The organism is Maccoyibacter intestinihominis (assembly GCF_040096355.1).
GTDB lineage: Bacteria > Bacillota > Clostridia > Lachnospirales > Lachnospiraceae > Maccoyibacter > Maccoyibacter intestinihominis.
In genome coordinates, this window is record NZ_JBBMEX010000004.1 from 62,110 (window position 1) to 75,529 (window position 13,420).

The 13,420-nt window shown below is 43.7% G+C and carries 15 protein-coding genes; all 15 read right to left on the reverse strand.

Features of this window, described 5'->3' with window-relative positions:
• The 15 genes from ispG to WMO43_RS05105 all read right to left on the reverse strand — a co-directional run bounded on the left by ispG (position 1) and on the right by WMO43_RS05105 (position 13,390).
• Positions 1–1,047, reverse strand: coding sequence for a flavodoxin-dependent (E)-4-hydroxy-3-methylbut-2-enyl-diphosphate synthase (gene ispG / locus WMO43_RS05035; RefSeq protein ID WP_353530343.1), 1,047 nt, complete (start codon positions 1,045–1,047; stop codon positions 1–3).
• A 10-nt stretch (positions 1,048–1,057) separates the two neighbouring features.
• Complete coding sequence (gene rseP, locus WMO43_RS05040; protein ID WP_353530344.1) at positions 1,058–2,089, reverse strand: RIP metalloprotease RseP; 1,032 nt, start codon at positions 2,087–2,089, stop codon at positions 1,058–1,060.
• Positions 2,086–3,234: a 1-deoxy-D-xylulose-5-phosphate reductoisomerase gene (locus tag WMO43_RS05045; RefSeq protein ID WP_353530346.1), complete on the reverse strand. Its 1,149-nt coding sequence runs from the start codon at positions 3,232–3,234 to the stop codon at positions 2,086–2,088. Before WMO43_RS05045 ends, rseP begins: the two co-directional genes overlap by 4 nt.
• A gap of 11 nt (positions 3,235–3,245) precedes the next feature.
• Positions 3,246–4,049, reverse strand: a complete 804-nt coding sequence (locus WMO43_RS05050) for a phosphatidate cytidylyltransferase (protein ID WP_177963881.1) — start codon at positions 4,047–4,049, stop codon at positions 3,246–3,248.
• Positions 4,049–4,759, reverse strand: a complete 711-nt coding sequence (uppS, locus tag WMO43_RS05055) for an undecaprenyl pyrophosphate synthase (RefSeq protein WP_353530347.1) — start codon at positions 4,757–4,759, stop codon at positions 4,049–4,051. The genes WMO43_RS05050 and uppS overlap by 1 nt, the downstream gene beginning before the upstream one ends.
• Before the next feature lie 117 nt (positions 4,760–4,876).
• On the reverse strand, positions 4,877–5,431 hold the full coding sequence (gene frr, locus WMO43_RS05060) for a ribosome recycling factor (protein WP_177963879.1): 555 nt from the start codon (positions 5,429–5,431) through the stop codon (positions 4,877–4,879).
• Between the two features lie 16 nt (positions 5,432–5,447).
• The gene (gene pyrH / locus WMO43_RS05065) at positions 5,448–6,143 is read right to left on the reverse strand and encodes a UMP kinase (RefSeq protein WP_177963878.1); all 696 of its coding nucleotides are present in this window, start codon (positions 6,141–6,143) and stop codon (positions 5,448–5,450) included.
• Positions 6,144–6,164: 21 nt separating this feature from the next.
• Positions 6,165–7,016, reverse strand: a complete 852-nt coding sequence (locus WMO43_RS05070; protein ID WP_177963876.1) for a polymer-forming cytoskeletal protein — start codon at positions 7,014–7,016, stop codon at positions 6,165–6,167.
• 22 nt (positions 7,017–7,038) lie between these two features.
• Complete coding sequence (locus tag WMO43_RS05075) at positions 7,039–7,998, reverse strand: polysaccharide deacetylase family protein (RefSeq protein ID WP_353530350.1); 960 nt, start codon at positions 7,996–7,998, stop codon at positions 7,039–7,041.
• A gap of 565 nt (positions 7,999–8,563) precedes the next feature.
• On the reverse strand, positions 8,564–9,217 hold the full coding sequence (locus WMO43_RS05080) for a hypothetical protein (protein WP_353530353.1): 654 nt from the start codon (positions 9,215–9,217) through the stop codon (positions 8,564–8,566).
• Between the two features lie 15 nt (positions 9,218–9,232).
• Positions 9,233–9,922: a LytR/AlgR family response regulator transcription factor gene (locus WMO43_RS05085; RefSeq protein ID WP_177963873.1), complete on the reverse strand. Its 690-nt coding sequence runs from the start codon at positions 9,920–9,922 to the stop codon at positions 9,233–9,235.
• 126 nt (positions 9,923–10,048) lie between these two features.
• Entirely contained in the window at positions 10,049–10,654 is a 606-nt protein-coding gene (locus WMO43_RS05090; RefSeq protein ID WP_353530527.1) for an ABC transporter ATP-binding protein, read from the reverse strand.
• Between the two features lie 8 nt (positions 10,655–10,662).
• Complete coding sequence (locus tag WMO43_RS05095) at positions 10,663–11,616, reverse strand: ABC transporter ATP-binding protein (protein WP_353530354.1); 954 nt, start codon at positions 11,614–11,616, stop codon at positions 10,663–10,665.
• 11 nt (positions 11,617–11,627) lie between these two features.
• Positions 11,628–12,443 (reverse strand): ABC transporter permease, encoded by an 816-nt coding sequence (locus WMO43_RS05100; RefSeq protein ID WP_353530356.1) that lies wholly within the window; start codon positions 12,441–12,443, stop codon positions 11,628–11,630.
• Positions 12,440–13,390: an ABC transporter permease gene (locus WMO43_RS05105; protein ID WP_353530529.1), complete on the reverse strand. Its 951-nt coding sequence runs from the start codon at positions 13,388–13,390 to the stop codon at positions 12,440–12,442. The genes WMO43_RS05100 and WMO43_RS05105 overlap by 4 nt, the downstream gene beginning before the upstream one ends.
• Between the last annotated feature and the right edge of the window lie 30 nt (positions 13,391–13,420).

Sequence of the window (13,420 nt, forward strand, 5' to 3'; positions counted from 1 at the left end):
TTACTCACTCCAATTCAACAGTTCGTTTCTCAATGCATCTAAGAGTTCCTCTTCCGGAAGTTTCTGTACGATCTCGCCATGTTTGATCAGCAATCCTTCCCCGATTCCTCCTGCAATCCCGATGTCTGCCTCTCTTGCTTCCCCCGGTCCGTTTACCACACAGCCCATGACTGCAACCTTGATATCTAACGGAATATCAGCAACCATATCTTCCACACGGTTTGCAAGAGCGATCAGATCGATCTGTGTTCTGCCGCAGGTCGGACAGGATACTACCTCAATGCCGCCTTTCCGTAAACCGAGAGTACGCAGGATCAGCTTTGCAGACTTGATCTCTTCTAACGGATCTCCCGTTAAGGATACGCGGATCGTATCACCAATGCCCTGATTTAAGATCAGTCCAAGACCGATCGCAGACTTGATGTTGCCGCTTGTGATCGTTCCTGCCTCTGTGATACCGACATGAAGCGGATAATCTGTCTTTTTTGCGATCAGCTCATGCGCATGTACACACATCATGACATCGGATGATTTAATAGAGATCACCAGATTATCATAGCCGTTTTCTTCTATGAGATGTACCTTATCTAACGCACTCTCCACTAATCCTTCGGCTGTTACACCATGATATTTTGCCACCAGTTCTTTTTCTAAAGAACCGCTGTTGACACCCACCCGGATTGGAATATTTCTCTCTTTTGCCACATCTACTACCGCACGAATCCGCTCTTTTGAACCGATATTGCCCGGATTGATACGGATCTTATCCGCACCGTTTTCCATTGCTGCAATTGCCAGTTTATAGTCAAAATGGATATCGGCCACCAGTGGGATCTCAATCTGACGCTTGATCTCTCCTAACGCCTTTGCCGCCTCCATCGTAGGCACTGCACACCGGATGATCTCACAGCCTGCCGCAGTCAGACGTTTGATCTGTGCCACGGTTGCCTGAACATCCTCCGTCTTTGTATTTGTCATCGACTGTATCAAAACCGGATTCCCACCACCGATCACACGGTTTCCGATCCGTACTTCTCTTGTATCCATACCATTCCTCCTAGAAGAGCTTTCGTATATCATTAAACATAATGACTACCATCAATGCCATTAAAAGGCATATCCCGATAAAATGGACCATCCCCTCTTTCTCAGGGTCAACCCCTTTTCCACGAATTGCTTCTATAATTAAAAATACCAGTCTTCCACCGTCTAATGCCGGAAGTGGAAGAAGATTCATTACACCTAAGTTCGCAGATAATAAGATCGTCCAGTTGAGCATTCCGACAAAAACGGAGAACCAGCCGACTGCCGCTCCTGCTTCATAGGTATCACTCACACCCTTGACAATGCCGACAGGTCCCGACATCTCATTGATCCCCACCTGTCCTGTTACAAGCATTTTAAGGCTTTCTAAGGTACTTGCGATCCAGTATTTCACTTCGTATACACCGTATTGCAGGGTCTTGACCAGACCGCCTTTTGTCCGTTCGCCGCTTCCATAGAATCCGAAGAGATAACGATCATTTTCTTTGTCGTAGCGCGGTGTGATCGTTGTCTCATGTGTCTTTCCGTCACGCTCATATACCACATCAATGGACTGATCTCCGTGGAAAAAGGTATAAATGCTGACTTCCCGGTAAAGATGTATCTTCTTTGAATTCAGCTTTTTGATCACATCTCCCTCTTTCATCCCTGCTTCCTGTGCAGGATATCCGTCCATAACACCGCTGATCACCGGTCTGTCATATCCGGTACATGCCACTAAGATCAGAGCGCAGACAAATGCCATAATGAAATTAAAGACCGGTCCTGCGGCTACTACGGAAATTCTTGCCCCAACCGATTTACTCTGAAAAGAATCCTCCGCCTTACTGTCTCCGTCCTCACCTTCCATCATGCAGGCACCGCCAAAAGGCAGCAATTTGATGGAATACTTGGTTTCACCTTTTGTAAATCCAACCAGCGTAGGACCTAAACCGATACAAAACTCATTGACACGGATCCCTGCCCGCTTTGCGAACAGAAAATGTCCCAGCTCATGAAACAGAATTATGATACTGAAAATTAATATTGCAAAAATGATTTTCAAGGTTTCCACCTGCTCTCTATATACTCATATACTTCCTGTTCTGTACTCAGTATTTTTTCCAAACTTGGATTTTCCCTAAAATCAACGTGTTCCATAGATGCTTCAATGATTTCGGGAATATTCCAAAATCCGATTTTTTTCTCTAAAAACATTGCAACTGCACGTTCATTCGCCGCATTAAATACCGTTGGCATATTGCCGCCTGCCTTCATGGCTTTCATAGCCAGGGACAACCCCTGAAATGTCTCCATATCCGGTTCTTCAAAGGTCAGACTTCCCAATTCGTAAAAATTCAAACGCTTTCCGCTTAAACTTCTTCGGTTCGGATAATAAAGTGCATACTGGATCGGCAGACGCATATCCGGCGTACCAAGCTGTGCGATGACTGCCCCATCCTCGTATTCCACCATCGAATGGATGACGCTCTGCGGATGCACGACTACCTGAATCTGCTCTAATTTCACATCAAAGAGCCACTTTGCTTCCATTACCTCTAAGCCTTTGTTTACAAGGGTTGCAGAATCTACGGTAATCTTTCTTCCCATGCTCCAATTCGGATGTTTTAAGGCATCCTCTAAGGTAACATGCGCAAGCTCTGCACGTTTTTTCCCACGGAAAGGGCCGCCCGAAGCGGTCAGTAAAATCTTTGCGATCCGGTTCTGTCTCTCTCCATTTAAGGACTGGAAAATAGCACTGTGTTCACTGTCCACCGGAAGGATCGGCACCCCACACTCTTTTGCTAACGGCATGATCAGATGTCCCGCCGTTACCAGTGTCTCTTTATTTGCAAGTGCGATCGTCTTCTTTGCCTTGATGGCTTCCACGGTTGGACGAAGTCCTAACATTCCAACCACTGCAGTCACTAAAATCTCTGCCTGCGGCTCTGTTGCAACTTCGATCAGTCCGTCCATGCCGGAAACGATCTTAATGTCCATATCACGCAGTCTCTGCCGTAAATCCGCTGCTTTTTCCTCCGACTGTACCGATGCTAAGACCGGATGAAATTCACGGATCTGCTGCTCTAAAAGATCAATATTATTTCCTGCGGCAAGTGCTCTTACACAGATATCCTTTTGTTCTCTTACAATCTCAAGTGTCTGGGTTCCAATTGAACCTGTGGAACCTAAAATCGCTATTTTTTTCATGGTAACCTCTACTATTTTATGAAATACAATGCCAGATAGAATATGATCGGTGCAGTAAATATCACACTGTCAAAACGGTCTAAGATCCCGCCATGTCCCGGGATCAGTTTTCCATAGTCTTTAATCTCATAATTTCTCTTAATCGCTGATGCTGTCAGATCTCCCACCATAGAGATCAGTGCTCCCACTGCGCAGATCCCTGCCATAAACCAGATGGTCTGTGTGGTGCATCCCATGGCATCCTTGAATACAAATCCATAGATAATGGCTAAAAGGGCTGCTCCGACAACGCCTCCGACTGCTCCTTCAATGGATTTTTTCGGACTCAGTTTTGGTGCCATCTTATGTTTTCCAATTAAGACTCCGACACAATAAGCACAGGTGTCACAGCCCCAGGAGCATAAGAAGATCAGCCATACCGTGTAAGTTCCCATTGGAAGCATTCTCGTCCGGTATACAAAGGACAGCATCACTGCCACATAGAATACCGCAAAAAATGCCGCTAACATCTGCTCCGTCTTATATTTTGGATAGGAAAATACATAAATAAACATCAATACCACAAGTACACTGAGTACGAACATCATCATATCCGGTATAAAACCAAATAACAGGTTCAGATAATATACGATGGCCGCTATATATCCTGCTACTCCTGCCGGTTCTTTTTCTATTTTAAAAATGCGGTATAATTCAAACATTCCGATCAGGGAAATTACGCACAGTGCTCCCAATAGAACGTTTCCGCCTGTAATGATCAGTAATAATGCCAGTGCAACCAGTACGATTCCACTGATCAGTCTCGTCTTAAACATTATGCCTCCTCCTTTACGCCGCCATACCGTCTGTCTCTCTGATTATACGCTTCTACGGCTTTTTCTAATTCCGCTTTTGAAAAATCCGGCCACGGAACCGGTGTAAAATAAAATTCACTGTATGCAAGCTGCCAAAGCAGATAATTCGACAGACGCTGCTCGCCACTGGTACGGATCAGCAGATCCGGGTCCGGAATCTCTTTCGTATCCAGATAGGAAGAAAAACATTCTTCAGTGATGTCCTCTGTCGCTAATTTACCGGCATCATGGTCTTTTACCATTTTTTTTATCGCACGGATCATCTCGTCACGACTGCCATAATTCAGGGCAATCTGCAGATTCAGTCCTGTGTTCTTTTTGGTTGCTTCTTCTAATTCCCGGATCGTGTTCCGGAACTTTGCATCCAGTCTGCTGATATCCCCGATCACACGGATTCTCATATTATTCTTATCTGCTCTTTTGATACAGTTCTTTAAATAGGTCGCAAGAAGCTTCATCAGTGCTTCTACCTCTGTATCCGGACGGTTCCAGTTCTCTGTAGAAAACGCATACAGCGTCAGATACTGAATTCCCATATGATAGGCATCCTCACAAATAACCTCTACATTCTTCGCTCCCATGGTATGCCCGTAATTGCGCGGCATTCCTTTACTCTTTGCCCATCTTCCGTTGCCATCTAATATAATGGCTACATGCTGCGGAATCCTCATCGTCCTTCCTCCTACGTCTTACTTTCTATGAACTTCCCATGGAAGTTCCAAAAATCTCTATGAAAGAAAAAGGGGAACACGGCGATACCGCTGTGTCCCCATGTGTTCCAAAAATTTCTATACGGTAAGAATCTCTTTGGATTTTTCTTCAATGGCTTTATCTATATCTGCTATAAATTTGTCAGTCATTTTCTGTGCCTGTGTCTCTAAGTCTTTTACTTCATCCTCAGACACTTCTGATGATTTTCCTAATTTCTTAAAGGAATCATTTGCATCACGGCGAATGTTACGGATCGCTACCTTAGCAGCCTCACCTTTTTTCTTTACATCCTTTGCAAGCTCTTTTCTGCGTTCCTCTGTAAGTTCCGGGAATACTAAACGGATCACTTTTCCATCATTGGTCGGGTTGATTCCTAAATCGGACATATTGATCGCTTTTTCAATCTCTTTTACCAAAGAAGCCTCCCAAGGCTGAATCTGTATCATTCTCGGTTCCGGTACGCTGACGTTTGCCACCTGCTGTAAAGAAGTTGGTGTACCATAGTAGTCTACCTTGATCTTATCTAACACATGTGGGTTCGCACGTCCTGCACGAACTGTTCCAAGTTCCTCTATCAGATTATGATAGGATTTTTTCATTTTATCCTCAAATGGGGTTAATCTCTCATCCATGTTGTTTCCTCCTGTTTTATACCGTTACTACGGTTCCGTTGAATTTACCGCTGATCGCTTTTACGATACTGTTCTCTTCATTCAACCCAAACACATACATCGGCATATGATTTTCCATGCACATGATAGAAGCAGTCAGATCCACAACTGCAAGCTGCTTGTCGATGACTTCCTGAATGGAAACCTCATCGTAGCGTACTGCATTCGGATTTACCTTCGGATCACTGTCATATACTCCGTCAATTGCTTTTGCTAACAGGATAACGTCTGCTTCAATCTCTACTGCACGCAATACGGTCGTAGTATCCGTTGAAAAATACGGATGTCCGATACCGCCTGCAAAAAATACAACCATTCCATGCTCAAAGTATTTGTTTGCACGATCCTTAGAAAATAACTTTGTGAAAGAGCCACATTCAAATGGTGTCAGTACCTGTGTCTTCATTCCTTCGGAACGGAAAATCTCCGAAACATAGATACAGTTCATCACGGTTGCTAACATTCCGATCTGATCCGCCTTGGTACGGTCAATATTCTCGCTTGTTCTTCCACGCCAGAAATTACCGCCGCCAATAACAACACCAACTTCCACGCCATCATCTGCTAACTGTTTTACCTGTTTTGCCACTTTGACAACAGTTGCCTCATCAAAACCGGTATGTTTTTCTCCTGCAAGAGCTTCTCCGCTAAGCTTTAATAATACTCTTTTCATGGTTGTCTCCTTATTTCTCTATTATTCTTCCACAAAAAGGCTTTCTACATCCACATCTGCATAACACTGTGAGCAGAATCCTTCAATCACTGCACCGTTGTTAATCTGTACGGAACGTGATTTGATATTTCCCATTACAACTGCTGAGGTATCTACCACAACCGGTCCCTGTACATCAATGTCGCCTTTGATCGCACCTGCGATCACTGCTGAGGTTGCAGTGATATTACCAACTACTACGGAACCAAGTCCGATTTTTACGGTTCCTGTTGTTGTTACTTCTCCCTCTAATTTTGCATTATCTGCAAAGAACTCTGCTGAGGTTGTGTTACCACGGATATTTCCGGTTACGGTTAACTTTCCGTTACACTGAACATCTCCGATCACAGTTCCTCTCATATCAATAGAACCATTAGAAGAAAGATTACCTGTCAGACTGCTTCCTTCAGTAATTAATGTCACTTCATCAGTTACGACCGGCTCCGGTTTTCTCATTGGTGCTTCCTGCTGTGTATGCATCTGTGTCATTGTCGGCATCACAGACTCTGCTTTTCCTCCCAGATTGATCGGATTTACTGATGTTTCTTTCTCCATGCTCATGAATGGTTCCTCCTTATTTGTCACTGCTTTTGTTGTCTTTTCCTGTGTTGTTTCAGGTGCCGGCTCTTTGACCGGTGTCTCTTCTTTGGCTACAGATTCTAACAATCCGTTCAGCTTAGAAAGTTCAGACTCTACGTCTAACTCATCTTCTAACGTATTTACAACCAGATCATCTTCATCTGTTCCTTCTTCGTCCAGTACTTCATCATCCTGTGGCATTAATTCTTTCATTGCCTGAGATGCATCTTCTTTAAAATCTTTAAAAAAGCCCATGTTGTCCCTCCATCTTTTTTTCTTATTGTCCCTGTTCCCCATCAATGTTGACATGATGTACAGTTGCTGTATTTTCATCTATTGGTAAAATCTCTGCTCCAATCCCCTGAAGCTGCTCGATCAGTGCCGGTAATGCTTCTACGGTAGCGGGTTTCACGGCAGAATCATGCATCAACACTACCGATGTCTTATATTTTGTAACATCTCCCATCACATTCTGTATCAGCTCATCCGCTGTATATGCCTGTGATGTCGCATCTCCGCTTGAGACATTCCAATCATAGTATGTAATCCCCCGGTCATTCAGATATCGGATAAATTCCCGCATATCACTGTTGCTGACCTGATTACTGCTTCCTCCCGGAAAACGATAATATTTGCAATCCACTCCGGTAACTTCTTTCAGATAGTCATGAATCTGATTAAAATCCTGTTCAAATGCTGACATGGAGTCATATATTACCGAATATTTATGAGAATAGGAATGCATCCCAAGGGTATGCCCTTCCTCTACGATCTTCTTATACATTTCTTTCGAAAGGTCATCTGTCTTTCCAATGACAAAGAATGTCGCTTTTACATTATATTGTTTTAATATATCCAGAATCTGTTGTGTATTCGTGCTTGGTCCGTCATCAAAAGTAAGATATACTTTTAACTTTTCGCCATCGTCTGCCTTCTTCTTGTTTGCATCATCCTGTCCGGTCTGATCCTGCTTCCCGTATTCCACATTCTTTCCGGTATCCGCATCCGGAGAATTCTTCGTCTCTTCATTCTCCACCTGTTCTACCTGCGGCATGTTCTGCAGTACCTTGTTCAGATTATTCTCTAAGTGAATAACTTTTACAAAAAGTGTTGCACACAAAATGACAGATGCCAGCATCCAGATTCCCACAAAGGATACAATGATGGATTTGATCCGGTTGATCCGCTTTCTGCGGTCTAACTCCTGCTTCAATCCGTTCTCTGGTTTATCCGACATGTCACACTTATCTCCTTTTAAGAGTTAAAAACTCTTATCTATTGTAACACATTTTAAATGAAAAGAAATGCAAAAATTCAAATTAATCTGAATGATTTTAAGCTATTGTTTTTCTAATTTTCAGACTTTTTGTATTATTTCTTTGATTTTGTCAAAAAGCCCCGACAGTATCTATGTGATATCGTATCACGCGCGCGGATTCCTGTCAGGGCTCTTTGTCTTTTTCTATTCGATTATTACTTATGATCAGGGTGTCAAAAGGTGGCTCGCAACTTAATGGCTGGCAACTTGCACAAAACCGGAACTGCTTTTGTGACTTTGGGAGAAAATTAGTAAATCTTAGTCTGCCTGTTCCTGTATAGTGTTTTGCTGCCATGGACGGCAGCAAAAGTCTTAATGCCCCATGGACGGGGCGTTTAAGACGTACACGTCATCCATCACAACCTGACTCAGGCAGACTTAGATTTTCTTATTTTCGTACAACGGAACAAAACAGACTTGGCTTTGTGCAAGTTGCCAATCAAAAAACTTGAAACCGCCTTTTGCCACCCTAATCTTATTGGCTTTAGCTTTCCTTTCCATATTTATTATAACTGATCCCATGTAAGATCCGGTTTGTGGTAATGGAATCCAGACTGCTCTTCGCACTTGTCTGCGTCTCTTTTGACAATGCCTGTGTCTTTTTGACAAATTCCTGCCACTTTTCGTTGTCAGACTGTACCAGTCCTTCTTTCGATATACTAAATGCTCCGGAATCATCTATGACAATTCCCATTTCTTCGAGTGCTTTTTCGTATTCCTTTGCATTGCTCTGCAGTTCTTTTGCATACTTAGTCATCACATCTGTATCGATACGTTTCAGACTGTTTAATAAAGTATTGTGCAATGCCAGAAAGGATGTCACATCTTCTTCCCACTCCTTTTGTGTCTGTTCGTCGGATTTATCTATATCTTTTTCTTTTAAAAGCTCTTCTGCTTTTTTAGACACTTCTTTGGAAATCTCGCTGATTGAATAATATCTGCTCCTTTTGACTAACATATCTGTTCCCGTCTTATCTGCGTCCTGATTCTTAGAAATTAATTTATCATATAATTTACTGTTATCCGCACCCTGGCCGGATACCCGGTAGGATTTCGTATGGGAACGCAGCTTCTGTCTCTCTTTTCGCACCGCTCTGTCCATCATTAAAGAGCTGTCCATTCTGTTTTGGATATTCATTTGTTTTCCCTCCCTCTAATCTGAATTTCTCAAAAAATCCATGTACACTTCTTCAAACTTTTGAAACTTACTCTTCGCCATCAATATCTCTTCGCCATTCTTTAAAACCACTCCCGCCGTATGATAACTTCGGACTGCCCTTAAGTTCACAAGGTATCCTCTGTGTACCCGAAAAAAACTTTCTCCTAACTGTTCCTCTAGTTCCCCCATTTTTGCATAATAGGCAATCTGTCTTTCCCCTAAATGAAGGATCACTTTTCTGGCATAATTTTCTGCATACAGGATCTCTTCTTTGGGAACATAACAGTTTTCTCCGTTTACACGGATAATTAACGGTTCCTTTTCCTTTTGAAGTTTGCAGTGGTTTTCCGCTCTTTTTAAGACCTCTTTTAACTTTTCCTCATCAATGGGCTTTAGCAGATAGTGAAATGCCTCTACATCAAATACATCTAATACATGTTTTTTGCCCTCTGCGATGAAGATCAGGATCGGGTCATAACACCGGCGGATTTTTCTTGCGGTTTCAATCCCGGTCGGCTCTCCATTTCCGATATCTAATAAGAGAATGTCATATTTCTCTTTACTCTCTAACAACTCCGTATCGGAATGAAATGTCCATACCTTACAGCCGATACTTTCCTCTGCCAGTGCCTTTATCAAAGAACAGGTCTCTTCTTCTTTATCACAAACTGCCATACGCAGCATTGTTCATATCCCCCTTTTGTCCAAACCTAAGTAATACCAAAAAAGGATGTCCGGTATATACTCAATTTATATATCGGTCATCCTTATGAAAAATTCTCTCTTTTGTAACGAAATCCCTTTTTTGTGTCACGGATTCTCGTTCAATCTGATCTGTCTGGTACAGACATGGTCTAAAAGCGGCTGACTGTGGCTGACGATCACCATTCCGATCCCGCGTCTTTTCGTTTCCTCTATTAAAAAATTCCAGATCTGTCCCTGCGTAATAAAATCTAACATTGTTGTGATCTCATCGCAGAGCAGATATTTTGTTCCCTTCCCCAATGCTCTTGCAATACAAAATCTCTGAAGTTCTCCCCCGGAAAGTTCCTGCGGAAAACGGTTTTTCCAGTCTTCTTCGATCCCAAGTCCTTCGATCAGCTCTTTTGAGATGCCATCTCCTTCTTTTAGCACCTCTCGCATGCGAAGTCGTGGATTGACTGCCTGTTCCGGATGCTGAAAGATCATCTGTACCGGACAGTAACCTTTCTGTGGAAGCGGCTCTCCGTCTACAAGGATTCTGCCCGCATCCGGGCTGATATAACCGCTGATGATCTTTAACAGTGTGGTCTTGCCATAGCCGCTCGGTGCAAGAATCCCAAGGCGTTCTTCCGGTCCTACCGAAAGATTTACATGTTCTAATATCTGATTCCCGTTTTTTTGATAGGAAAAAGTAATATCCTGTACTTCTAACATTCTTCCGCTCACTTTCTGACAATTTCCTCACTGCATTTAATGCAGCGGACAGTTCCACAACGTACCACGCGTTCCGGTATCTCGCCTTCACATTCTTTACTAAACTGTGGACACCTCGGTCCAAATACACAGCCCTTTGGCAGATCTTTTACATAGGGCTGATTCCCTGGAATTACCTGAAATCCGTTGCCCGGCATTGCTCTCCAAAGTGCCTTTGTATAAGGATGACGCAGCCGCTCTTCCGATTGAAAATCACTGACTAGGGCTTCCTCTACCGTTGTTCCCGCATAAAAGATCGCGATCCGGTCTGCAACCTCTAACGCCAGTTCAATATCATGTGTGATCAGAAGTACCCCATTGCCTGCATCGGCAAACTTCCGAAAATCCTCCATGGCTTTTTTTGCCATAGCCAGTTCCATCCCCGGTGTCGGTTCATCTGCAATTAAGAGTCTGGTATTTCCCATCAGTGCCGTAGACAATAAAATCCTGCGGCTCATTCCGCCGGAGCACTCAAACGGATACAGATCTTCGGTCCCTTCCTGCAATCCATAAGATAAAAAAAGTTCTCTTTGACGTTTTAAGGCATGTTTTGATCTTTCCGTTCCCCGCACCTGTTTTCCGACCTTCATCAGCGGATCTAAGTAATTGACACTTTGAGGCACCAAGGCGATCTCATTTCCCCGTACCGCTTTCATTCTTTCTTCTGTCAAAGGTTCTTCTAAAAAATCAAATCTTCCTTTTACTTCTGCATTTGATGGAAGCAATCCTAAGATAGCGTGGGCTAACAGACTTTTTCCTGAGCCGCTTGATCCTACCACGGCAACGATCTCTCCCTCATGCACCGATACATTGAGATTTGAAATAACCGGAAGCTCCTGCTTTTTTGTCCTTTTCGCATACTGATGAAATACCACGGAAAGATTCTCGATCTCTAAAATATGAAATTTATCTAAACAGCTCATAATGCTTCCTCCTATTCATGCGCACTCGAAGGATCTAACATCTTTCGCAGCATACTTCCTGCCACATCAAATAATATCACGGTAAACACCAGCATTGCACCCGGAAATACTGCTAACCACCATTTTCCCGTGATCAGGTATTTCATGCTTTCTGATAAGATGATCCCGATTGCCGGCTGTTCTGCCGGAAGTCCGAATCCCAAAAAAGTAATTCCCGCTTCATGTAAGATCGCATGTGGAAACATCAGGATCAGTCCGACTAAAAACTGTGGAAAGATATGCGGTGTCATATGTTTTAATGCCGTTTTGATCTTACTGTGTCCTAATTTTTCCGCAACCTGTATATAGGTGCTGTTTTTTAACTGTAACACTTCCGCACGGATAACTCTTGCAAGAGATGGCCAATGGCTGAGTGCCACTCCGACCACGACACCTTTTACTCCCTTTCCCAAGGCATAGGAAATTAAAAGCAACAATAAAATATGCGGGATTCCCATGATCATATCGATCATAAAAGAGATCACTGCATCTGCCTTTCCCCCAAATACTGCCGCCGACACGCCAAGAACAAAGGCGATGATCGCACTAAAACCGGCTGCTAACAGTCCGATGCGGATACTCATAGAAAGTCCGGCAAACGTTCGAAGCAGCATATCTCTTCCTAACCAGTCCGTTCCAAAGAGATAAGAAAGACAAGGTGCCATATTTTTTTTCGAAAAATCCGTCACTCTTGCCCCGTCCGTAACAACTATTCCAAACACGGTGACAAAGGTTAAAAATCCTACGGTGATCGCAAAGATGATCAGGGCTTTCTTTCTCTGGTTCATAATTTTCGCCCTCTCTTTCGCATTCGCGGATCGATCAGTCCGTAGAGTACATTTGCAAGAAAATTCCCTGCAAATACTACTGCCGCCGTTACTACGGTAATGCCCAGTAACAGTGGCACGTCACTTCCGGTTCCTGCTGCGACTGCCGCCTGTCCAAGTCCCGGATAGGAAAACACCTGTTCTACTAACACCGAACCCCCGATAATTTCACTGATCGAGGCAAATTGCAGTGTCATCGCCGGGAGTGCGATATTGCGGAGTCCGTGACGGATCACCATTGTTTTTTTGCTCTCTCCTCTTGCTGTTGCAAACAGCATATAGTCACTCTCCATGACATCGATCATTTTTTCTCTGGTATGCATTGCAATATTTGCAACACCCGTAATGCTGAGTGTGATCGCAGGCAGTACGGCATGATACAGACGATCCAGCCAGGTAACGCCTGCCGCTTCCACACCGATCGGAACACTCAGTCCGATCGGAAATATTTTTAACCAAACGGAAAAGACCAGCAGCAAGAGCAACGCCAGCCAGAACACCGGTGTACTTGCGATCAACAACGAATATCCCTTGATCAGTTTGTCGATCCAGCTTCCCCTGAATACACCTGCAAGTATTCCAAGCAAAAATCCAAGCAGTCCGGAGATCAGCCATGCTGTCACTAATAACAGTAAGGAGTTCCCCAGCTTGACTTTTATAACTTCAGACACAGACTGGCGATACAGGAGTGAAACTCCCATATCGCCTCTTACGAAATCTTTTGCCCAGTTCAGATACCGTTCTAGCGGCGGGGTGTCCACACCCCAGTAGGATTGCAGTTTTTCAATCTGTTCCTCACTCATCGAGCCAAGTGCCGTCTGACCGACATTTGCCTGTAACGGGTCGATCGGTGAGATACTGACTAAGGTAAACGTTACCACACTGACCGCTGCTAAGAGCAGTATCATTCTTATAAAATTCTTTCCAATCCACAAAAA